Source organism: Desulfovibrio sp. 7SRBS1 (genome assembly GCF_049723905.1).
Lineage (GTDB): Bacteria > Desulfobacterota > Desulfovibrionia > Desulfovibrionales > Desulfovibrionaceae.
In genome coordinates, this window is sequence record NZ_JBJKFD010000001.1 from 54,731 (window position 1) to 75,251 (window position 20,521).

General features: G+C 54.0%; 25 protein-coding genes and 1 pseudogene. 21 read left to right on the forward strand and 5 right to left on the reverse strand.

Annotation, left to right across the window (positions count from 1 at the left end):
- From rplF to selD, 15 genes and pseudogenes are all read left to right on the forward strand, one after another.
- Entirely contained in the window at positions 1–540 is a 540-nt protein-coding gene (gene rplF / locus ACI0FJ_RS00305) for a 50S ribosomal protein L6 (RefSeq protein WP_424297856.1), read from the forward strand.
- 14 nt (positions 541–554) lie between these two features.
- A complete protein-coding gene (gene rplR, locus ACI0FJ_RS00310; protein WP_424297857.1) occupies positions 555–914 on the forward strand; it encodes a 50S ribosomal protein L18 in 360 nt (119 codons plus the stop codon).
- A gap of 15 nt (positions 915–929) precedes the next feature.
- Positions 930–1,424, forward strand: coding sequence for a 30S ribosomal protein S5 (gene rpsE / locus ACI0FJ_RS00315; protein WP_424297858.1), 495 nt, complete (start codon positions 930–932; stop codon positions 1,422–1,424).
- A 9-nt stretch (positions 1,425–1,433) separates the two neighbouring features.
- On the forward strand, positions 1,434–1,601 hold the full coding sequence (rpmD, locus tag ACI0FJ_RS00320) for a 50S ribosomal protein L30 (RefSeq protein ID WP_424297859.1): 168 nt from the start codon (positions 1,434–1,436) through the stop codon (positions 1,599–1,601).
- The gene (gene rplO, locus ACI0FJ_RS00325; protein ID WP_424297860.1) at positions 1,601–2,056 is read left to right on the forward strand and encodes a 50S ribosomal protein L15; all 456 of its coding nucleotides are present in this window, start codon (positions 1,601–1,603) and stop codon (positions 2,054–2,056) included. The genes rpmD and rplO overlap by 1 nt, the downstream gene beginning before the upstream one ends.
- Positions 2,057–3,370: a preprotein translocase subunit SecY gene (gene secY, locus ACI0FJ_RS00330; protein WP_424306436.1), complete on the forward strand. Its 1,314-nt coding sequence runs from the start codon at positions 2,057–2,059 to the stop codon at positions 3,368–3,370.
- Positions 3,371–3,375: 5 nt separating this feature from the next.
- Positions 3,376–4,143: a type I methionyl aminopeptidase gene (gene map, locus ACI0FJ_RS00335; protein WP_424297861.1), complete on the forward strand. Its 768-nt coding sequence runs from the start codon at positions 3,376–3,378 to the stop codon at positions 4,141–4,143.
- A 58-nt stretch (positions 4,144–4,201) separates the two neighbouring features.
- The gene (rpmJ, locus tag ACI0FJ_RS00340) at positions 4,202–4,315 is read left to right on the forward strand and encodes a 50S ribosomal protein L36 (RefSeq protein WP_424297862.1); all 114 of its coding nucleotides are present in this window, start codon (positions 4,202–4,204) and stop codon (positions 4,313–4,315) included.
- Positions 4,316–4,327: 12 nt separating this feature from the next.
- On the forward strand, positions 4,328–4,705 hold the full coding sequence (rpsM, locus tag ACI0FJ_RS00345; protein ID WP_424297863.1) for a 30S ribosomal protein S13: 378 nt from the start codon (positions 4,328–4,330) through the stop codon (positions 4,703–4,705).
- A gap of 109 nt (positions 4,706–4,814) precedes the next feature.
- Positions 4,815–5,204 (forward strand): 30S ribosomal protein S11, encoded by a 390-nt coding sequence (gene rpsK / locus ACI0FJ_RS00350; RefSeq protein WP_424297864.1) that lies wholly within the window; start codon positions 4,815–4,817, stop codon positions 5,202–5,204.
- 18 nt (positions 5,205–5,222) lie between these two features.
- Positions 5,223–5,849 carry a 30S ribosomal protein S4 gene (gene rpsD / locus ACI0FJ_RS00355; RefSeq protein ID WP_424297865.1) on the forward strand — a complete coding sequence of 209 codons (627 nt, stop codon included), beginning with the start codon at positions 5,223–5,225 and terminating at the stop codon, positions 5,847–5,849.
- A gap of 15 nt (positions 5,850–5,864) precedes the next feature.
- On the forward strand, positions 5,865–6,908 hold the full coding sequence (locus tag ACI0FJ_RS00360; protein ID WP_424297866.1) for a DNA-directed RNA polymerase subunit alpha: 1,044 nt from the start codon (positions 5,865–5,867) through the stop codon (positions 6,906–6,908).
- Positions 6,898–7,284 (forward strand): annotated as a pseudogene (gene rplQ / locus ACI0FJ_RS00365) (50S ribosomal protein L17); the annotation flags it as partial. The gene ACI0FJ_RS00360 and the pseudogene rplQ, both read left to right, overlap by 11 nt.
- Positions 7,285–7,622: 338 nt before the next feature.
- On the forward strand, positions 7,623–8,534 hold the full coding sequence (locus ACI0FJ_RS00370; RefSeq protein WP_424297867.1) for a selenium metabolism-associated LysR family transcriptional regulator: 912 nt from the start codon (positions 7,623–7,625) through the stop codon (positions 8,532–8,534).
- 6 nt (positions 8,535–8,540) lie between these two features.
- Positions 8,541–9,587 (forward strand): selenide, water dikinase SelD, encoded by a 1,047-nt coding sequence (selD, locus tag ACI0FJ_RS00375; RefSeq protein WP_424297868.1) that lies wholly within the window; start codon positions 8,541–8,543, stop codon positions 9,585–9,587.
- Here the strand turns inward: selD and ACI0FJ_RS00380 are convergent.
- The 5 genes from ACI0FJ_RS00380 to ACI0FJ_RS00400 all read right to left on the reverse strand — a co-directional run bounded on the left by ACI0FJ_RS00380 (position 9,574) and on the right by ACI0FJ_RS00400 (position 15,575).
- Complete coding sequence (locus ACI0FJ_RS00380; protein ID WP_424297869.1) at positions 9,574–10,179, reverse strand: TetR/AcrR family transcriptional regulator; 606 nt, start codon at positions 10,177–10,179, stop codon at positions 9,574–9,576. The two genes, selD and ACI0FJ_RS00380, sit on opposite strands and share 14 nt — an antisense overlap.
- A 115-nt stretch (positions 10,180–10,294) precedes the next feature.
- Entirely contained in the window at positions 10,295–10,861 is a 567-nt protein-coding gene (locus tag ACI0FJ_RS00385; protein ID WP_424297870.1) for a chemotaxis protein CheW, read from the reverse strand.
- Positions 10,862–10,945: 84 nt separating this feature from the next.
- On the reverse strand, positions 10,946–12,937 hold the full coding sequence (locus tag ACI0FJ_RS00390) for a methyl-accepting chemotaxis protein (protein ID WP_424297871.1): 1,992 nt from the start codon (positions 12,935–12,937) through the stop codon (positions 10,946–10,948).
- 473 nt (positions 12,938–13,410) lie between these two features.
- Positions 13,411–14,085 (reverse strand): TetR/AcrR family transcriptional regulator, encoded by a 675-nt coding sequence (locus ACI0FJ_RS00395; RefSeq protein ID WP_424297872.1) that lies wholly within the window; start codon positions 14,083–14,085, stop codon positions 13,411–13,413.
- A gap of 170 nt (positions 14,086–14,255) precedes the next feature.
- A complete protein-coding gene (locus ACI0FJ_RS00400) occupies positions 14,256–15,575 on the reverse strand; it encodes a malic enzyme-like NAD(P)-binding protein (protein ID WP_424297873.1) in 1,320 nt (439 codons plus the stop codon).
- A gap of 239 nt (positions 15,576–15,814) precedes the next feature.
- Between ACI0FJ_RS00400 and ACI0FJ_RS00405 the strand changes: the two genes are divergently transcribed.
- From ACI0FJ_RS00405 to ACI0FJ_RS00430, 6 genes are all read left to right on the forward strand, one after another.
- Positions 15,815–16,129, forward strand: coding sequence for an MTH1187 family thiamine-binding protein (locus ACI0FJ_RS00405; protein ID WP_424297874.1), 315 nt, complete (start codon positions 15,815–15,817; stop codon positions 16,127–16,129).
- The gene (thiE, locus tag ACI0FJ_RS00410; protein ID WP_424297875.1) at positions 16,129–16,785 is read left to right on the forward strand and encodes a thiamine phosphate synthase; all 657 of its coding nucleotides are present in this window, start codon (positions 16,129–16,131) and stop codon (positions 16,783–16,785) included. The genes ACI0FJ_RS00405 and thiE overlap by 1 nt, the downstream gene beginning before the upstream one ends.
- A gap of 4 nt (positions 16,786–16,789) precedes the next feature.
- Positions 16,790–18,361 (forward strand): glycosyltransferase family 9 protein, encoded by a 1,572-nt coding sequence (locus tag ACI0FJ_RS00415; RefSeq protein WP_424297876.1) that lies wholly within the window; start codon positions 16,790–16,792, stop codon positions 18,359–18,361.
- Positions 18,362–18,576: 215 nt separating this feature from the next.
- Positions 18,577–19,176, forward strand: coding sequence for a hypothetical protein (locus ACI0FJ_RS00420; RefSeq protein WP_424297877.1), 600 nt, complete (start codon positions 18,577–18,579; stop codon positions 19,174–19,176).
- A 58-nt stretch (positions 19,177–19,234) separates the two neighbouring features.
- The gene (locus ACI0FJ_RS00425; protein ID WP_424297878.1) at positions 19,235–19,588 is read left to right on the forward strand and encodes a hypothetical protein; all 354 of its coding nucleotides are present in this window, start codon (positions 19,235–19,237) and stop codon (positions 19,586–19,588) included.
- Positions 19,589–19,920: 332 nt separating this feature from the next.
- On the forward strand, positions 19,921–20,475 hold the full coding sequence (locus ACI0FJ_RS00430) for an OmpH family outer membrane protein (protein ID WP_424297879.1): 555 nt from the start codon (positions 19,921–19,923) through the stop codon (positions 20,473–20,475).
- Positions 20,476–20,521 lie beyond the last annotated feature (46 nt).

Genomic DNA, 20,521 nt, shown 5'->3' on the forward strand with positions numbered 1-20,521 from the left:
ATGTCCAGAATCGGAAAACGCGCAATCGAAATCCCCAGCGGCGTAGAGGTCAAGATTGGCACTGAAGCCATCGAAGTCAAAGGCCCCAAAGGCTCTTTGGCTACTCCGCTGCATCCTAAAATTTCGTATGCCGTCAAGGATAACACCGTAGAGGTCACCCAGGTTGACGACTCCCGCACGGCCAAGCAACAGCATGGTCTGCGTCGTACTCTTCTTGCCAACTGCATAGAAGGGGTCAACACGGGCTACACCAAGGAACTTGAAATTGTTGGTGTCGGATACAAGGTCCAGGTCCAGGGCAAGAACGTCGTACTGACAGTGGGTTATTCCCACCCTGTACAGTACCCGCTGCCCCAGGGCATCGAGGCCACGGCCGAAGGCAACAAGCTTGCCATCAAGGGCATCGACAAACAACTGGTCGGTGAAGTCGCCGCTCAGATCCGTCGTGTGCGTCCTCCCGAACCCTTCAAGGGCAAGGGCATCAAGTACGTGGGCGAGCACATTCGTCGGAAAGCCGGTAAGTCCGGCGGCAAGAAGTAAGGAGGAGGCCGAATATGAAACTCACAAAAAAGGCACAGCGTCTGCGGCGCAAAATCCGTATTCGCAAAAAGATTTCGGGTACCTCCTCCCGTCCGCGCCTTGTGGTATTCCGCTCGAACAAGCACATCTACGCGCAGCTCGTCAACGACGAGACTGGTGCGACCCTGCTGGCTTCTTCTTCCTTGGCCATGGTCAAGGGTGGGGAAGAGTGCAGGCTGAATGCGGAAACCGCTGGAAAGGTCGGCAAGGACATTGCGGAAAAGGCCAAGGCGAACAAGATCGAAGCCGTGGTCTTCGACCGTAACGGTTTCAGGTTTCATGGGCGCATCAAGGCTCTTGCCGATGGTGCGCGCGAAGCCGGGCTCAAATTCTAAGGGTTGGTAACCGACATGGTTGAAACAAACGAATCCGGTCATATTGAAAAGGTTGTCTATCTGAACCGCGTCGCCAAGGTTGTTAAGGGCGGACGTCGCTTCAGCTTCAGCGCCCTTGTGGTGGTGGGCGATGGCGAAGGTCAGGTAGGCTACGGGCTTGGAAAAGCCAACGAAGTTCCCGAAGCTATCCGCAAAGCCTCCGAAAGGGCCAAGCGCGATATGGTCAAGATTTCTCTTCTTGACGGCACACTGCCCTTCGCGACTGTTGGCGAGTTCGGCGCAGCACGCGTCGTGCTCAAGCCTGCCAGCAAGGGTACCGGCATCATTGCCGGTGGTCCGGTGCGCGCCGTCATGGAAGCCGTGGGAGTCCACGACATCCTGACCAAAGCCATTGGTACCAACAATCCTCACAACGTGCTGAAAGCTACCATCGAAGGGCTGACCCAGATGGATAGCGCCGAGGACATGTCCCGGTTACGCGGCAAGCAACTGACTACGCCAAGAAAGTAGGGGGCTGCCATGAAAGTCAAACTCGTACGCAGCTCCATCGGTTGCGGTCCCAAGCAGCAGAAGGTCTTGGAAGCCCTTGGTCTTCGCAAGATCCGCCAGGTCAATGAATTGCCCGACAATAACGCTGTGCGCGGCATGATCCGGAAAGTGCAGCACTTGGTGGAGGTTTCCGAATAATGCAATTGCATGAACTTTACCCGTTCGAACCCGAACGGAAAAATAGAAAGCGCATTGGTCGCGGTTCCGGCTCCGGCTGGGGCAAGACCTCCGGCAAGGGACACAAAGGCCAGAACGCCCGTTCGGGCGGTGGCGTGCGTCCCGGCTTTGAAGGCGGCCAGATGCCTCTGGCTCGTCGTCTGCCCAAGCGCGGTTTCAAGAATCCCTTCCGTCAGGCCTACGGCGCGGTGAACCTGGATACCCTGGTTACCGCTTTCGAAGGCCAGGCCGAAATCACCGTGGAAGATATTTACGCAAAGGGGCTTTGCCCCAAGGCTCTTCCCGTGAAGGTTCTGGGCCGCTTTGCTGAAGATGGTTTCAAGGCCAAGTTGACCGTGGAAGCCCATCGCTTCAGCCAAAGCGCAAGGGAAATGATTGAAAAAGCGGGCGGCACCGTCAAAGCTCTGGAAGGGTAAATCGTGGCAAGCGGAGTCGAGAGCCTGGGTAAATTGCCCGAGCTGAGAAAGCGCATCCTGTGGACGTTCGGTCTGCTGGCGTTCTACCGTATCGGCATCCACATCCCAGTACCGGGTGTGGACGCCGCTGCCATTGCCGAGTTCTTCGAAAGCGCCAGCAATACGCTCTTCGGCCTGTTCGACATGTTTTCCGGTGGAGGCCTTTCCAAGGTCTCCATTTTTGCCTTGGGGATCATGCCGTATATTTCGGCATCCATCATCTTGCAGCTCCTTACCGTGGTCAGCCCCGAGCTGGCACGTCTTTCCAAAGAGGAAGGCGCGGAAGGGCGCAAGAAGATTACCCAATACACCCGGTATGGAACCGTGCTTATCACTGTTATTCAGGGATTGGGCATCTCCATTGGACTTGAGTCCATGTCCAGCCCGGCCGGAGCATCGGTTGTGCTGGTTCCCGGATGGGGCTTCAGGCTGACGACTATCCTAACCCTTACCGCCGGAACCATACTTATTATGTGGATCGGCGAACAGATGACGGACAAAGGCATTGGCAACGGCATATCCATGATTATCTTCGCGGGTATCGTGGCCGGACTGCCCAGAGCCGTCTTCAACACATTCCGTCTGCTCTCTGCAGGTGAAATGTCCCTGTTCGTACTGATGGTCCTCATGTTGATCATGGTCGCGGTTCTGGTCTTCATCGTTTTTATGGAACGCGGACAACGCCGAGTGCCAATCCATTATGCCAAACGGCAGATGGGGCGGCGTATGTACGGCGGCCAGACTTCTCATCTGCCGCTGCGTGTAAACACGGCTGGGGTTATTCCGCCCATCTTTGCCTCGTCCATCCTTATGTTCCCGGCTACGCTGGCGAACTTTTCGGAAGTGACCTGGCTTAAAGATATTTCGTCGGCGTTCCAGCCTTCGAGCATTATCTATAACGTTGTATTCGTTGGGCTGGTTGTTTTCTTCTGCTTCTTTTATACGGCTATCATGTTCGATCCGGAGCAGATTGCAGACAACCTTCGCAAGGCCGGCGGGTTCATTCCCGGCATCCGTCCTGGCGCAAAGACTCAGGAATACATTGATAAGGTTTTGGCCCGCATCACTTTGTGGGGTGCGGCTTACATCGCGGCCATCTGCGTTCTGCCCATGATCTTTATCACGCAGTTCAGCGTTCCATTCTACTTCGGTGGCACTTCGTTGCTCATCGTGGTGGGCGTGGCCATGGACTTCATGGGGCAGCTCGAGTCATACACCATTTCCAGGCAGTATGACGGACTGATGAGCAAAGGCGCGAAAATCAAGGGTAGGTAGTATTTGTGAAAAAATTCCGCGGTATTCATATCAAGAGTGCCGCTGAAATCGAGTTGATGCGCGAAGCCAACCGCATCGTAGCAGAAGTTCTCGACGCAATCGGCCGGGAAGTTGAACCTGGCAAGCCTACCATGTTCTTTGAAGAATTGGCTCTGAGCCAATGCCGAAAAAATAATGTCCGACCTGCATTCAAAGGGTATAAGGGGTTTCCCTTCGCCCTTTGTTGCTCGGTCAACGAAGAAGTCGTTCATGGCTTTCCTTCGGACCGGGTTCTCCAGGAAGGAGACATCGTCTCCTTCGACATGGGGGTTGTGTATCGGAAATATTATGGCGATGCAGCCCGGACCTTTACAGTCGGTGAAGTTTCGGGTAATGCTTCTGCGCTTGTGGAAACAACCCGGGCAACTCTTATGGAAGGAGTCCGGGAAGCACGACCAGGGAATTATCTGGTCGATATTTCCCGAGCCATTCAGAAGCATGCCGAATCCAGAGGGTATTCGGTAATAAAGCGCTTTGTTGGGCACGGAATCGGTTTGAACCTCCATGAAAAACCGGAAGTCCCTAACTTTGTTACGGACCGTGCCATGGATCTTCCCTTGCGGGCTGGAATGGTTTTAGCCATCGAGCCGATGCTCACCCTCGGAGGATCCCAGGTCAGGGTGCTGGAAGACAGATGGACTGCGGTTACTGCCGATGGAACCCTGTCTGCTCATTTTGAACATACAGTGGCCATTACTGATGATGGCCCTGATATATTGAGCCTTAACAATTAATAAGGAACTTTTCCGCGATTGCCGCTGAGACCGGCACGCGTAAGGCAAGGAGACGGTCATGAAAGTACGTCCTTCAGTCAAGAAGATGTGCCCGAAATGCAAGGTCATCAAGCGTAACGGCATTCTCAGGGTAATTTGCGAAAACCCCCGGCACAAACAGCGCCAGGGATAAGTGAGGTAGACCGTGGCTCGCATTGCAGGAGTTGATCTCCCCAGAAACAAGCGGCTTGATATCGCCCTGACCTACATTTACGGCATCGGGCGGACCACTGCGTTGCAGATTCTTGACACTACCGGTATCGACTGGACCAAGAATGCTGACGACCTGAGCAGTGATGAAGTAAACACCATCCGTCAGGAAATTGAATCGACCCAAAAGGTCGAAGGTGACCTGCGTCGTGAAATCACGCAGAACATCAAACGCCTGATGGACATTGGTTGCTATCGTGGTCTTCGCCATCGCAGGAAACTGCCTGTGCGCGGCCAGAGCACCCATGCCAACGCCCGTACCCGCAAGGGACCCCGTCCCAGCGTTGTCGGTCGTAAGAAGAAAGGCAAATAGGAAGCAACCGCCGCTAACCTCAGCGGCGTATATATAAGGGCGTGAGTACCGCGGCATCGTTGGACACGCCCCCTTTGGACTATTTTTTCTAGAACCGGAGAAATTCGATATGGCCAAACCGCGCCGCACCGGAAAAAAGAAAGAAAAAAAGAACATCCCGACCGGTATTGCTCATATCCAGGCGACGTTCAATAATACCATTATCACCTTCACAGATATGAAGGGGAACGTCGTTTCGTGGGCATCCGCCGGTGGCAGCGGATTTAAGGGATCGCGCAAATCGACCCCGTTTGCCGCTCAGATTGCAGCGGAAAACGCGGCTAAGAAAGCGCAGGAAAACGGAATGCGTTCCGTGGGCATCTTGGTCAAGGGACCTGGCTCGGGACGTGAGGCCGCCATGCGTGCCATTAACTCCGTGGGTTTCAAGGTGACGTTCATCCGTGACATCACCCCCGTTCCCCATAACGGTTGCCGTCCTCCCAAACGGCGCCGGGTCTAACACTAGGAGGAGTTTGTTTTGGCACGTTATAACGGACCCAAATGCCGCCTTTGCCGTCGTGAAGGCGAGAAACTGTTTTTGAAGGGCGACCGTTGCTACACTGACAAGTGCGCATACGAACGTCGTCCCTATGCCCCGGGTATGCATGGCCGTGCCCGCAAAAAAATGAGCGACTACGCGCTGCAGCTTCGTGAGAAGCAGAAAGTGCGTCGCATGTACGGCGTTCTGGAACATCAGTTCCTGCTGTACTTCAAAGAAGCTGACCGCCGCAAAGGCGTTACCGGTACCAACCTGCTGGCACAGCTTGAATGTCGTCTCGACAATGTCATCTATCGTATGGGATTCGCTAACTCCCGCGACCAGGCTCGTCAGCTTGTGCGCCACGGCGTATTCATGCGCAATGGCCGTCGCGTCAGCATTCCTTCCATGCAGATTCGCCCCGGCGACGTGATTGAAGTCCGCGAAGAAAACCGTAAGATTCCCGTAGTTCAGGAAGCCCAGAACGTGATTGCACGTCGTGGCGTACCTTCCTGGATGGAAGTCGACGGCGCAGCTTTCAAGGGCACTGTCAAGGCCGTACCTGTTCGTGAGGACATTCAGCATCCCATCAACGAACAGTTGATTGTCGAGCTCTATTCCAAATAACGCATAGGTGGAAGCATGCTCATCAAACAAGGCGAAAAACTGATCAATACCCGCAACTGGTTCGAACTGGTTCGGCCAGAGCAGATCGAGCGGGACGCCAAGTCCACGGATCAGTATGGCAAGTTCGTTTGCGAACCGCTGGAACGGGGATTCGGCACGACCATTGGCAATGCACTCCGCCGTGTTCTGCTGTCATCCTTGCAGGGCGCTGCCATTGTCGCTGTCCGCATTGAGGGCGTGCAGCACGAGTTCACGACCATTCCCGGCGTTATTGAGGACATTACCGATATCGTTCTCAACCTGAAGCTTATCCGGTTCGCTATGTCCACGGACGAGCCTCAGAAACTGTCCCTGTCCGTTACCAAAGCGGGCAAGGTCAGTGCTGCCGACATACAGGAAAACCAAAACGTCAAGGTGCTCAATCCAGAGCAGCATATCGCCACGCTCAGCGAGGATCTCCCCTTCAATATGGAGCTGGAAATCCGCATGGGCAAGGGCTATGTCCCGGCTGAAATGCACGAAGGGCTTTCCGATGAAATCGGCTTGGTCACCATGGATGCCGCCTTCTCTCCCATAAAGAAGGTTGCCTACCAGGTCGCCCAGGCTCGTGTCGGACAGATGACCAACTACGACAAGCTCATTCTTGAAGTCTGGACTGACGGCTCGGTTACTCCCGAGGACAGCATCGCGTACAGCGCGAAGATCCTCAAAGACCAGCTGGCTATTTTCATCAATTTCGATGAACAGACCGATGCTGAAGAGGCTGCTTCACACAAGTCTCCCCGTGAAGAGAACTCGAATCTCTTCAAGAGCATTGACGAACTCGAACTTTCCGTGCGTGCAACAAACTGCCTGAAGAGCGCTAATATCAGCCTCGTGGGTGAATTGGTGCAGCGTGGCGAGTCGGAAATGCTCAAGACCAAGAACTTCGGCCGCAAGTCTCTCGATGAGATTCGTCGCGTGCTGGAAAATATGGGTCTGGAATTCGGCATGAAAGTCGACGACTTCGAGGGAAAATACCAAGAGTGGCTGAAGGGGAAGAATAAAGATGAGGCATAGAAAAGCCGGAAAAAAATTCGGGATGAAGCCGTCTCACCGCAAGTCCATGTTTCGCAACATGGCTCGCTCCATGGTGACACATGAGCGCATCCGTACGACCGAAATACGGGCCAAAGAACTTTGCAAGGTAGTCGACAGTTTGGTGACTCTTGCTCTGCGCAATGACCTGCATGCCCGTCGTCAGGCTTATAAGGTTCTTGAAAACCATCAGCTTGTGCAGAAGCTCTTCGATGAAATCGGACCTCGCTTTGCTGGTGTAAACGGTGGTTTTACTCGTGTTGTAAAGCTGGGACAGCCCCGCCGCGGCGATTGCGCTGCCATGGCTGTGATTGAGTTCAGCCTGCTGGCTGGCGAAAAGCCCGCTGCCAAGACCGAGGAAAAGCCTGCCGGAGAGGCAAAGCCGAAGAAGGCTCCTGCCAAGAAAACGGCTGCTGCCAAGAAGGAAGAGGCTCCTGCTGAAGAAGCGGAAGCCAAACCCAAAAAGGCTCCTGCCAAGAAAAAGGCTGCTCCCAAAAAGGAAGAGGCTCCTGCTGAAGAAGCCGCTGCCACAGAAGAGGAATCTGCAGAAGAGAAATCTGCAGAAGAAAAGCCTGCTGAAAAAACTGAAGAATAAGCAGTTTTTTCAAATTACCTGTCTGTTCAAGGGCGATCCGTTAGGGTCGCCCTTTTTTTGTACTATGAAAATAGATCCGTCCCATGTATTGTATTGGCATTATGGATATTCGACGTCTTGAGGCGTTCAGCAAAGTGTATGAGCTTGGCAGCTTTTCCAAAGCAGGTGAAGAGCTTTTTCTTTCACAGCCTACCATCAGCGCACATGTTTCCTCTCTTGAAGATGAGCTGGGCGTACGACTTTTTGACCGGCTCGGCAGAACCATCGTGCCTACAAAGGCCGGAGATATCCTTTATCGCCATGCTTGCGAGGCGTTCAAGAGCCTTGAGAATGCACAGGCGGAAATTGGTCTGTTGCAGAATTCCGTTGGTGGGGAATTGGTTGTGGGTGCGAGTACCATACCCGGCCATTATTTTCTTCCACAGGTCATTTCTGGTTTTCTGAATCAGCATCCTGCTGTCAAAGCTATCCTTCGTATTGAAGACTCCGCAGAAATTGTTCGACTGGTCGCTTCCGGCGAGGTAGGACTTGGAGTTGTCGGGGCCGAGTATGCGTCGACAGGGCTGACGTATGAAAAGCTTTTTACCGACGATCTTGTGGCTATTGGGCCTGCCGGACGCCGTTGCGGCGGGTGGGATGATTGCAAGCAAGTCATCGCCATGCCCTGGGTGGTGCGTGAGAAAGGGTCAGGCACTAGGGAGACCACTCTGCGCGCTCTGGAGCAGGGCGGATATCAGCCGCATACTTTTCATACTGCCATCACTGTTTGCAGTACGCATGCTGTTCTGGAGTGTGTCCGGTTGGGACTGGGAGTGAGTATTACTTCGCGGATGGCGGCCAAGAGCTATCTGGAGCGCGGGGAATTAGTCGAGCTTGATTTGCCCGGAGTTGCCCTGCAGCGCAGTATGTTCCTCGTATACCATGAAAAGATGCACAGGTTTCCGGTCAACAGATTCTTTTTCGATCATATCCGGGCTGTGGCATTGGAAATTGAATCCCGTAAAAGCGCATAAGGAACAATGAAAAAATTTTCGCTGGTCTCCACTGTAAAAGCTGCTGGTTGAGCAGCCAAAATTGCTCCGGGGGACCTGGAGTCTGTTTTGGCGGGCCTTAACATGCCGCACGATTCACGCCTTCTGACAAGCCAATCAACCAATGAGGACAGTGCCATTTTGACATTTCCTTCGGGGCAGGCGCTTGTTCAGACTGTGGACTTTTTTACGCCCATCGTAAACGATCCCGTATGGTTCGGTCGTATCGCCGCTGCCAATGCGCTTTCGGATGTGTACGCAATGGGGGGGGAGCCCTATTGCGCCATGAACATCGTCTGTTTTCCCATCAAGACCATGGACAAGTCCATTTTGCAGGGAATTTTACAAGGGGGGCTGGAAAAGATCACCGAGGCAGGCGCCGTGCTTGCCGGTGGCCATAGCGTGGAAGACGATGAGATAAAATACGGCCTTGCCGTTACCGGGGTGGTGCCTCCGGACAGCTTTGCTTCCAACGACGGCCTGTGCCCCGGCGACATGCTGTTGCTGACCAAGCCTATTGGCACAGGGGTTTTGGCGACAGCCCTGAAAGCCGACCTTCCCGAAGAGGACATCTACGAACGGCGTCTGTATGAAGTCGCCTCCCGCCTGAACAAGGGCGGCGGAAGAGCTGTGCGGGAGCTTGGGCTGCGAGGTGCCACGGATATAACCGGTTTCGGACTTGGAGGGCATCTGCTGGAAATGGCCAAGGCGTCCGGGGTCAGCGTGGACATCGTCGTCCGCGACGTACCATTGATCGACGGAGTGGTGGAACTTGCCACCATGGGAATGATTCCGGCGGGTAGTTTTGCCAACAAGACGTTCTGTTCATCGGTTGTGAGTATTGCTCCAGGGCTGGACCCGCTTTTATGCGACCTGATGTTTGATGCCCAGACTTCCGGCGGAATGGTGATTGCCGTGCCCATAGAAAAGCTGGATCAGGCCATGGCCATTCTGGAAGAAGAGGGGGATTTGGCTGCCTGTATCGGCGCCGTGACAGCGCGCGACCAGCGGCCTGCCTTTCTCAATCTGGTGTAGTTTCCGCAAAGGGTGCCTGGGGAAGTAGCCGGGCTCTGATAAACATCCGGACTTCTTCTTCAAGTTCATCCATGGGCAGATGATGGTAGAAGTGGAGTTTGCCCGCCCCTATCATCAGAGCGTAAATGCCATACGACGTCGACTTGGCATTGAGATCCTTAGTAAAATTTCCCTTTTCTACTCCCATTCTTATCCAATATTCGATGAGCCGGATGTATCTTCCGTGGAGTATTCTCAGATCTGCCTCCGGAAAAACATTCAGATCTAATGTGTCGAACGCGGTATTTTTTAAGAGAAATGTCTGTCCTTCTGTATTGTTTTGTATGAAAGAGAAAAATATCTGTGCACATTTGTAAATGCATTCAAGAGGATCTTTTTCCCTGGATATTTCTGCAACTGTTTTTTTGTACAGTGCATGCATTACACGCCAGGTGACAATGAAAAGCAGGTTATCCTTGCTTTTGAAATAATAAATTATTGTTCCCGGAGACACCTCGGCCAACGAGGCAACTTCGCTTATGGGGGTGGTCTCGAATCCCTTCTGTGCAAAAAGTTTTTGCGCAGCATTAAGTATTCTATCGACCTTGTGCATTCAGCAATCCCATTTTTGGAAGAAAAAAAAGATAGGGCCGCTGAACGCAACGACCCTATATAAATATCTCTGACGTCTCGTTCTGTTGAGCCGTAAGTTTTCACCTTGCAAGGTATCAAGCCTCAGCTTGCAGCTCTTCCTGAGTGGGGACAGTTTCCTGGGCTGGTGCCGAAGGTTTGTCTTCTGCAGCCAAGCTGGACATATCCCCCAAGCATTTGGTCATGGAGAGTTCTTCTGCTGAGAAAATGCGGTTGATGTCGAGGAGCATTACAAAGTCGTCGTCCATCTTGGCCATGCCCTGGATGAAGTTGATATCCACACTTGCGCCCATGCGCGGGGCAGGGTCGATGGATTCCGGCGAAATCTCCATAACCTCGCGCACGGAGTCGGCCAATGCGCCAAGAATGGTCATTTCGTCTTCCAGAGCCACCTCTACGATGATTATGCAGGTGTTCACCGTGTCTTCGGCTGCTTCCATGCCGAACTTCAGGCGCATGTCCACAACGGGCACGGCATGCCCCCGCAGGTTGATGACGCCGCGCATGAAATGGGGCGTTCTGGGAATGCGCGTAATGCTGGCAAGTTCCAGAACTTCGCGCACGGTGGCTATATCCAGGGCAAAAACTTCTTTGCCCAGGGTGAACGTGAGGAATTGGTTGGTTTCGATGGATTTTGCTCCCATGGCTTTCTCCTTGGCCCGCATAAAGGACCGTCTTACCGCAGAACGATAATCGTATCTGGCGGGCCGTCAGGCCCGCCAGATACTCTAGAATCGTTCGAATTCCGAATCCATATCGTCTTGGTCCATGTCCAGGGCCAGCTTCACGCCACCTTGTTCCGTCTTGGGAGCATGGGCGGGCTTGCTGCCGGGGGCCTTGGGCTGGGGGCGTTGCGGAGCGGGTAGATCCCTGTGCCGCATCTTGTGTTGCTGCCCCATGTCTATCCGGAAGAAGGCGATGGTCGCCTGCAATTGTTCTGCCTGGGACGAGAGCTCTTCTGCCGTGGAGGCCATTTGCTCGGAAGCGGAAGCGTTCTGCTGAACCACCTGGTCGAGTTGCTGAATGGCCTTGTTGATCTGGGAAGCGCCTGTGTTCTGCTCGTTGCTGGCGGCGGCAATTTCCTGCACCAGCTCGGCGGTGCGTCGGATGTCCGGAACCATCTTGTTGAGCATCTCCCCTGCGGTTTCGGCAACAGCCACGCTGGAGGTTGAAAGCTCGCTGATTTCCGAGGCCGCGTTTCCGCTGCGTTCCGCCAGCTTGCGGACTTCGGCTGCCACAACGGCAAAGCCCTTGCCGTGTTCGCCAGCCCGCGCCGCCTCAATGGCGGCGTTCAGGGCCAGTAGGTTGGTCTGTCTGGCAATCTCTTCAATAATGGTGATCTTGTCGGCAATATCCTTCATTGCCGTAACGGTCTCGCTTACTGCCTTTCCGCCACCCTCGGCATCCTTTGCGGATTGGATGGCGATACGTTCTGTCTGCTGGGCGTTGTCGGCATTCTGTCGGATATTGGCGGCCATTTCTTCCATGCTGGAGGATATTTCCTCCACACTCGCGGCCTGTTCCGTGGCTCCTTGGGAAAGGCTTTCCGAAGAGGCGCTGAGTTCTTCGCTGCCGGAGGCGACGTTTTCTCCCGCGCTGGACACTTCCCCGACGATTTCCCGAAGCTTGTTGACCATTTCCCGGAGTGCGTTGGCAAGTTTGCCTATTTCATCACGCTGGTGCACGGCGATATCCGCGCTGAGGTCTCCCTTGGCAACGTCTTCGGCAAAGTTGACGCCGAGCAGGAGAGGACGGGTTATGGCTCTGGTGATAAGTAAGGCGAATAAGAGGCCGATGACCAATGCCACGGCAGCACTGACAACCATGAAGGTGACGCTGGACGACATCTCTTGTGCCATTTTGGCTTCCTGGTCGATACGGGCAACTTCACAAACCTTTTGTGCATTGCGGGCGGCTGAAAGCATGTGCTCGTTTGCTGCATGTTCATCCCTGATAAGCTGGGCATAATTTTGGAAACTTTTCCAGTATGTCGTAATAGAAGAGATAACCCCGTCGATCTGGTCGACATTGAGCTTGAACTTGAAGCGCGATTTCAAATCGTTGGATTGTTCCAGGATGGTTTCCACGCTTTTTTTGACCTTGGCCAAATAGGCTTCATCCTTTGAAATGATGAGTTCTTTCTCGTTTTTGCGGGCATCGAGAAAAAGTTTCACCAGCCGGTTGGCGTCATCAGCCTTTCTCAGTTTGTCGTCTACGAGTACATCTGTTGCTTTTCCCGAGGCGCGCAACTCGGTAAGTTGTTTCTTTTGGTCTGCCCGAATTCCTTCGGCCATCCTGAGCGCGTCGCCTGCCTCCGCACGCATTGTCTTCATGAGCTCTCGGCTCTTCTGTTCCATGCTTACGACATTCTTGAAGGCCTTCTCATATTCGTCCACGGATGCCAAAACCTGGTCCATCTGGTCTTTGTTGAGCTGGTCGGTGAAAAGTTCCTTGGTTGCCAGTGCCTGCTTGCGAATATCGGCAACCCTGGCAAAGGCAGCATCGGCGTACGACTGCTCGCCGCGCATTATGAAATTCTTTTCCTGTTGCCGGGCCTGCAGAATGATTTTGACCATCCTGCTGACGTCATCCGCCTTAACAACGCGCTCCGAAGCGTCGTTTATCCCCTTGACTCCAATGAGGGCGACCATGGCGGTCAGCGCTAGAACAATACCGAATCCCAATCCCAGCTTAATACCCAACCTCATGTTTTTAAACATGTCTCCTCCCTCCTCTGGGGTCGTTACGGGGCGTCCGCAGTTTGCTGCGGGTTTCTTGAATTGTTGTTGCCAGCGTCTTTCCGTGCCTGTGGCTACGGAAAGCAGGCAGATGCGCATACGCCGTCTTTCCAGGTGCCGAGATGGAAAGACGGCACTGAATGAGTATTCAATTAATAGTAACTTCCCTACACATTTTTAGTCAAGGAAACATGAATAAAAAACATATAATTTATGTGGAATTTCTATCGCTTATAGCTTAGAAAAAATGATTTTTACTTTTTTGTTGTGTAAATACAGCTGGTTATTTGTCGTGCACATGGGTGAGGTGATCGAAATAATATTCAGCAAGAAAATGAGGATATTGGAAGGATCTTCCAACTGAACCGCGGCGCAAGACCTCATGGGCCTCCTGCCCAAATCTTGGTCAGGAAACGTCATACACCGTAGCTACGCACGAACAGCGGCGATGAGACTTACATGCAGTTGGCCGAAAGAGGGATTTCCAGATGGGGGCGGGCTATTGGGGAAGACGAGAGGCGGGCCTGTGTAAAGCGCTGGGCTTCTTTTTCCAATATTTCCAACGAATGGCCAAAGTACTCGTGCAAACGGGCCGAACCACAGAGGTAGGAGACAATGGCTGCTGTCACTTCCTCAGGAACGGCATCAGCTATGGACCCGTCTTTCAGACCTCGGGAAACAGCTTCCTCCAGAAGCATGCGATACCGCTTGTGCAGCATCTTCAGATCGGCATTGGGAAAGGCTCTGGTATCCAGGGTATCGAAAACCGTGTTGCGGAGCAACATTCGGTAGGCGGCTTGATTTTCCCGCAAAAAATGGAAAAAAGCAGCTACGAATGCGGTCACGGTTTCCATACCGTTTGTACTGGTAGGGAGTTTTGAAGCAGTTTTCTTATATAAGGAGTTCAATACATTCCATGCTACAATAAAAAGAAGATTTTCTTTATTCTTGAAATGGTAGATGATTGTACCGCCAGCAACTCCGGCTTCTTTCGCGATGTCGTTTACGGTAGTATTTTCATAACCATTCTGGGAGAACATACGTTGCGCAGTAGTAACAATTGCTTTTATTTTATCCATCATGGGTCCTTGAAACGGTAACTGTAATTTGAGATGCAGCTTGTATTTCATTAAAGGATATCAATACTGCTGCTAAAGTACAACCTGTATTGAACTGGATTCCAGCAATTGACAAAAAACGCCGGAACTCATGGGAGATCCGGCGTTTCTTACTTAAAATAGAGAATGTTACAAACCAGCTGCTGTATTACGGGAAAACAGGCTGTATCTTTTCGAAAAGGCTAGAACTGCTGGTCATAGCTTCCGATGTATGCGGTAACCCTTTCCTGGGAGTCTTCCAAACGTTTGCGCAACTGCTTTTTGTAGTCGTCAATGTCCACAGTGTTCCGCGCCACACCGCTGTCCATTGCAGCCTGGGCAACAGCACCGGAAACAAACTCGATCAGGCGCCTGTCCAGAGGCGTGGGGATGACGTAGTCCACGCCGTACTCCATGGAATCCACACCATATGCGTCCAGAACATACTGCGGCACCTGTTCCTTGGCCAACGCAGCAAGGGCGTGGGAGGCCGCAACCTTCATTTCTTCGTTGATGCACGTGGCGTTTACATCCAAAGCACCGCGGAAGATGTAGGGGAAGCCGAGTACGTTGTTGATCTGGTTGGGGTAGTCGGAACGGCCTGTGCCCATAATGGCGTCGGGACGCACGGCCTTGACTTCGTCGTAGGAAATTTCCGGTACCGGATTGGCGCAGGCAAAGATTATGGGGTTGGAGCCCATGCTCTTGACCATATCCTGCGTTACCATGCCTGCCACGGAAAGGCCAAGGAAGCAGTCTGCGCCCTTCATGGCCTCGGCCAGGGAGGCGTAGGCCTTTTCCTGGGCAAAGTAGCGTTTCTGTTCGTTGAGGTCTGTACGTCCCTGATGGATGTGGCCGCGTGAATCGAACATGGAAATGTTCTCACGGCGTACACCCAGATTCTCGTAAAATTTGCTGCAGGATGTGGCCGCGGCCCCTGCGCCGCTGACCACCAGGCGGATGTCCTCGGCTTTTTTGCCGGAAATTTCCAGGGCGTTGATCAAACCGGCGCCGGAAATGATGGCGGTTCCGTGCTGATCGTCGTGGAAGACCGGGATGTTCATCTCCTTTTTGAGCTTTTCTTCAATGTAAAAGCACTCGGGAGCCTTGATGTCTTCCAGGTTGATGCCGCCAAAGGTCGGTTCCATGGCCTTGACGATCTTGCACAGTTCGTCCGGGTCGGTAACGTCCAGGTTGATGTCGAAGACATTCACGTCCGCGAACACCTTGAACAGTACGCCTTTGCCTTCCATAACGGGCTTGCCGGCCGTCGGGCCGATGTTGCCCAGGCCGAGTACGGCGGTTCCGTTGGAAACCACGGCCACCAGGTTGCCACGGCCGGTGTAGTCGTAGGACAGGGCCGCATCCGCCTGAATGGCTTTGCATGCTTCGGCCACGCCGGGGCTGTAGGCCATGGAAAGATGCTTCTGGGTTGCGCAGGGTTTGATGGGAACAACTTCTATTTTACCTTTCCCGGGCTTCGAATGGTAATCCAGTGCTTCTTGGGGAGTGAACAGGGCCATGTGAGCAACCTCCATAGGTGTGAATGGAACAATATGAAGAATGTAGTGCAGTCGACTTCAGGCCGCACCGGCCTCAGGAAATAGAAGGGCAAACTCTAGCCGAGGGTTTCGGCGAATGCAAGGCGTCAAGGCCCTTGGAGCTTTCCCTTAGTTCGTATACAGTTGGCCGGTAAGGCATGTGCCGCCAGTGCAGACACTATGGATGTATTTGGAATTGTATGCCGTAGCAGGAGGTTGCAATGAGCGCGATTCTGGAACTGACAATTTCTCCCATGGACAAGGGCGGAAGCCTTACTCCGTATGTTTCCCGGGCTGTGGGCATCATCAAGAGCTGTGGCCTGCCATATATTTTCGGCCCCATGGGCACGTGTATCGAAGGTGAGTACGATGCCGTAATGGGCGTTGCCCGGCAGTGTTTTGAAGCCCTGAAAACAGACTGTGACCGTATTTCCATCACTATGCGGGTGGATTACCGCAAACAAGGGGAAAACCGGCTGGCGGGCAAAGTGCAATCTGTGGAGGCCGAATTGGCCGAACTTCAGGGCAGGGCGTAATGTCCCAGGCCGCCAGAAAAAATTTTGACCTCGCAGTCTATCTGGTAACGGATAGGGAACGCTGTTTGGGCCGAGACCTGCGAGACATCGTTTCCCTGGCCGTGGAAGGCGGGTGCACCATGGTGCAGCTGCGTGAAAAGGATGCCGATACCGGAGAGTTCGTTGCCCTGGCACGCGACCTGATGACGGTGCTGCGGGATACCCAGGTTCCCCTGATCATCGACGACAGGGTGGATATTGCCCTGGCCGTGGGAGCTTCGGGAGTTCACGTGGGCCAGAAAGACATGAACGTTTCCGACGTGCGTCGGCTGATGGGGCCGGATGCCATTGTCGGCCTTACGGTGCACAGCGAGGAGCTGGCCCGAAAGGCTGCCGATTTGGATATCGACTATCTGGGTGCGGGGCCTGTTTTTCCCACAAAAACCAAAAAGAACGCAGCCCCGGCATTGGGCATGGACGGACTGGCCCGCATCTGCCGGGCCACACATCACAGGCTGGTGGCCATAGGGTCCCTCACGGCGGACAAGGCCGCAGACGCCGTACGGGCCGGAGCCGAAGGCGTGGCCGTGGTGTCGGCAATCTGTTCCGCTCCTTCACCCCGGCTGGCGGCAGTGGAAATTGCGGCTGCCGTGCGTCGGGTCTACAAAGGCGGCTGAAGCAATGCGTTCCCTGGTCATCAACCTTACCCGGTTCGGAGATCTTCTCCAGACCCAGCCCGCCGTATCCGCATTGGCGCAGCAAGGCGAGACCGCCGTGGTCTGTCTGGCAAATTTTACCCAGGCGGCCGGGCTGCTCTCCGACCTGTCGGGGATATTCAGCATCCCTTCGGGGGAAATTCTCCGGCTGACTGAAAAAGCCTGGCCCCGTGCCATTGGCGAGTTGTGTAGCTGGGCCGACCAAGTATACCGCGAATTTCATCCCGACGTTGTGGTCAATCTTACGCCGTCGCTGCCGGGGCGTCTGCTTTCCCGCTATTGGAGCGGGGCCCCATGCGTGGGCCTGGGCATGGACGAGCTGGGCTACGCTGCCAACTCGACGCCCTGGGCCGATTTTCTGCAAACCGCCAGCGCCAACCGCGGGTGCAGCCCTTTTAATGTAGCGGATTTGTTCCGCTATGTGGCCGGAGTCGGTCAGGTGCCGCCCCGGTTCAATTTGCGGCAGCCCGGTGAAGAGGCGCAGAAAGCCGCGTGGGCCTTGCTGGGGGGAAATCCCGGCGAGATCCCGAACACAGGGGGCACCGGGCAGGGCAAAATTACCTTTGTGGGCCTGCAGCTGGGGGCCAGTGAAGAGCGAAGACGTTGGCCGTTGGAATATTTTGTGGCGCTTGGGGAACGGCTCGCCCGTGCAGGGGGAGTGCCGGTTCTGCTGGGCGGTCCGGCAGAAGAGGAACTCGGGCAGCGATATGGGCAGCTGGCGCGCCATCATTATATTAATTGTATAGGCAAAACGTCCCTGCCGGAACTTTCCGCTCTGCTGTCCGCTTTGCGCCTGTTGGTAACCAACGATACAGGCACCATGCATCTGGCCGCCGGGCTTGGCATCCCCATTCTGTCCATTTTTCTGTGCACGGCCCAACCTTGGGATACCGGCCCCTATCTGGCGGGCAGCCTTTGCCTGGAACCGGACATGGACTGCCATCCCTGCGCCTTTGGAGTCGCCTGTCCGCACGACCATGGCTGCCGTCGGGCCATTATACCGGATGCCGTGGCCCGTTTTGCCCTGGCTCGGCTGGAAACAGGGGAGTGGGGAAACGCTGCCCCCGGACTGCGTGGCTGGAAAAGCAGGGTGGACGAGAATGGCTTCATGGCTCTGGAACCTTTGCCCGGGCAGTCGGTGGGGGATCGTGAAGCCTGGATAGCCCTGCAGCGCATCTTTTATCGTCAATTTCTCGACGGTGAGTCCATAGTGCTTCCTTCCCATGCTGTGGAGCAACTCTCTCCACAGGTTCGCGATGCCGTTCGGGGCACACTGGAAGAGGCGCAGGCCATGGCGACGCTGCTGGGCAAGCAGGCCCAGGTACTCTCCCAGGCCCCGCGTTCCGCCCTTAAAACCAAATTTCTCGCCTTTTGGCAGCGGCTCACTTCTCTGCTTTCCGAAAACGGTCACTTCAGTCCCCTGGGGCGGCTCATGCTTTCCCAGGCGCAGGAAGAGGGCGGTTCGCTGCAGCGCATCATTGCCATTTTGCAGAGCTACGAAGAACTTTTTGCCGGAATCCAGCAGGGGCTTGAATAGTTTTTTCAAGAGGGAAGTTTTTTTTCATTTTTTTCCCGTTTCCGTCTTTATTCCTCTCTTTGATGCCGAAAACCACGCCTTTCAACTCTTCTCCATTCTTTTCGAGTCCCCTGGGCGGTGTTGGTGACGACTCTGCTTGGCATGTTTGGCACGATTGTTGATATACACACCGCAGAGACAACCATGCGTGCAATATTTGCAGGAGGAGAGTCAAGATGATCACAGTGGACGGAAGGCAGATGGATCTGCATATCGAAAACTTCGAGAACCTCGAACAGCTGCTGGTTAAAGTTGTCGAGGGAGATGCTTTGCAGGATCGCGTTGTTACGGACGTGTACGTAAACAACGAGGCGTTTTCCGAAATTTACCCGCACCAGGCCGAGGACATCGAGTCCAATGCCATTGAATCCGTGGAAATCAAGACCATGGATTCCAAGGAAATGGCCGTCAACATCACCCGCGAACTCTACAAAGTCATTCGCATTATGGAAAACGGGGCCAAAGAAGTGGCCGAACTTTTCCGCAAGGCCGATGACAGCGAAGGGCTGGACCTGTTCCAGGACCTGCTGGACGTGACCCGGGATTTTTTCGGCATGGTCGGTGTGCTGCGCTCCGAATTCAGTTTGGACGAACATGAAATACTCAACAACGCAGTTGAAGAGTTGTCCAATCTGTTTTCCGAGATGGTTGAAGTTACCGAGAACGAGGACTGGATTCTTTTGTCCGACCTGCTCGAATACGAGTACATCCCGGCCGTTGTTCGTTGGAAAAACGTGGTGGCCAAGCTGCGTGAAGACCTGCGCGACGCCAACTAGCCCGTAGGTTTTATGTCCGGAGAAATCCGGCGCGCCCGAAGCCCTAAAGGAGGCTACAATGCCCACCAAGTTGGATTTGTTGGACAAGGCCTTGGATATGAGTGAGGTCGAACTGGAGTATCTTGTTGACGGCGACGTCGACAAGGCCGAACAGGCCGCAACGGAACGCGGTGACCTGATTCGTCGTATCCTGTCCATGAGCGATGACATGTCTCAGGATCAGCTTTTGGACAAATTGACCCAGTTGAGGAACATGCAGTCGCGGCTTACCGCCGAAGCCCGCAAACTGCACGACCAGCTGCGCATTGATCTTACCCGGGCCAAGCAGGAATCGAAAAGGCATTCCAGCTACGGCAAGAGAACCGCCAAAAGCTCCATGAGCGGCATAGGGTTCTCCGGGTGGCGCGCCTGAAATTTCGGTTATCCCAAAAAAAGCACGCAGATTTATACAAATGAACGACTCCGTGGATCGGCAACAGCCGGTTCACGGAGTTTTTTGTGCAATGTCGGTTCTTTGACGAACAGAGCAGCCGGTGGCGCATTCGATATTTCCATACGTTTCAGCGGCAAGCCTTGCATTGCCGATACAGGCAGGCTAATAGGTTGCTGGTAGCGGCACGTTCGCACAAGGCCATGACTTGCCGAAAAGCCACCATCCCTCTGATTTTTATTGGGAAGGCAGCTTTTTCATAATTTCACGGCCTGAATTATTTTGAAAACAAACCAAAGACGGAGCCAATTTTTATGCGTCAAAAACTTACGGTCCTGTTTGCGATTGCTCTTCTGGTCCTGGCTGTGGGCTGCAACGAGCAGTCGGCCTCTTCATCTCCCCGCGTTGCGGTTGTGGATGCCAACAAGGTGATGCAGGAATGCGCACCGGGCAAACAGGCCATCGGCCACCTGGAAGAAATCAGCAACAAGGTTCGCAAAGACATTGAGCCTCTCCAGGAAGCCATCAAGAAAGATCAGAGCGATCAGGAGTCCATGAAGAAGTTCCAGGAAACCCTGGGCAAGGCTCAAAAGCTTCTGACTTCCGAACAGGATCGTCTGTTCGGTCAGCTGAACAAGGCCTTTACCGAACGCCTGGAAGCTTACCGCAAGGCCAACAACTTCAGTGTTGTCCTGCTCAAGAGCCAGGTCCTGGCGTATGACGGCGCAGCCGACATCACCAACGCCATGGTCAAGGAAATGGACGGGGTGAAGCTTTCCCTGGAAACCCCCAAGACCGAAGAAAAGGCTGAGCCTGCGGCAGCTGCCGAAGAGTCTGCAGAAGGTTCTGCCGACAAGAAGGCCGAATAGCCTTACATCGTTTCGCACAACGGGGAGAGAACCTTCCCGAATAATG

Coding starts and splice junctions, on each gene's coding strand:
- rplF (WP_424297856.1), top strand. CDS start 1: ATGTCCAGAATCGGAAAACGCGCAATCGAAATCCCCAGCGGCGTAGAG.
- rplR (WP_424297857.1), top strand. CDS start 555: ATGAAACTCACAAAAAAGGCACAGCGTCTGCGGCGCAAAATCCGTATT.
- rpsE (WP_424297858.1), top strand. CDS start 930: ATGGTTGAAACAAACGAATCCGGTCATATTGAAAAGGTTGTCTATCTG.
- rpmD (WP_424297859.1), top strand. CDS start 1,434: ATGAAAGTCAAACTCGTACGCAGCTCCATCGGTTGCGGTCCCAAGCAG.
- rplO (WP_424297860.1), top strand. CDS start 1,601: ATGCAATTGCATGAACTTTACCCGTTCGAACCCGAACGGAAAAATAGA.
- rpmJ (WP_424297862.1), top strand. CDS start 4,202: ATGAAAGTACGTCCTTCAGTCAAGAAGATGTGCCCGAAATGCAAGGTC.
- rpsK (WP_424297864.1), top strand. CDS start 4,815: ATGGCCAAACCGCGCCGCACCGGAAAAAAGAAAGAAAAAAAGAACATC.
- ACI0FJ_RS00360 (WP_424297866.1), top strand. CDS start 5,865: ATGCTCATCAAACAAGGCGAAAAACTGATCAATACCCGCAACTGGTTC.
- ACI0FJ_RS00370 (WP_424297867.1), top strand. CDS start 7,623: ATGGATATTCGACGTCTTGAGGCGTTCAGCAAAGTGTATGAGCTTGGC.
- ACI0FJ_RS00380 (WP_424297869.1), bottom strand. CDS start 10,179: ATGCACAAGGTCGATAGAATACTTAATGCTGCGCAAAAACTTTTTGCA.
- ACI0FJ_RS00385 (WP_424297870.1), bottom strand. CDS start 10,861: ATGGGAGCAAAATCCATCGAAACCAACCAATTCCTCACGTTCACCCTG.
- ACI0FJ_RS00390 (WP_424297871.1), bottom strand. CDS start 12,937: ATGTTTAAAAACATGAGGTTGGGTATTAAGCTGGGATTGGGATTCGGT.
- ACI0FJ_RS00395 (WP_424297872.1), bottom strand. CDS start 14,085: ATGAAATACAAGCTGCATCTCAAATTACAGTTACCGTTTCAAGGACCC.
- ACI0FJ_RS00400 (WP_424297873.1), bottom strand. CDS start 15,575: ATGGCCCTGTTCACTCCCCAAGAAGCACTGGATTACCATTCGAAGCCC.
- ACI0FJ_RS00405 (WP_424297874.1), top strand. CDS start 15,815: ATGAGCGCGATTCTGGAACTGACAATTTCTCCCATGGACAAGGGCGGA.
- thiE (WP_424297875.1), top strand. CDS start 16,129: ATGTCCCAGGCCGCCAGAAAAAATTTTGACCTCGCAGTCTATCTGGTA.
- ACI0FJ_RS00415 (WP_424297876.1), top strand. CDS start 16,790: ATGCGTTCCCTGGTCATCAACCTTACCCGGTTCGGAGATCTTCTCCAG.
- ACI0FJ_RS00420 (WP_424297877.1), top strand. CDS start 18,577: ATGATCACAGTGGACGGAAGGCAGATGGATCTGCATATCGAAAACTTC.
- ACI0FJ_RS00425 (WP_424297878.1), top strand. CDS start 19,235: ATGCCCACCAAGTTGGATTTGTTGGACAAGGCCTTGGATATGAGTGAG.
- ACI0FJ_RS00430 (WP_424297879.1), top strand. CDS start 19,921: ATGCGTCAAAAACTTACGGTCCTGTTTGCGATTGCTCTTCTGGTCCTG.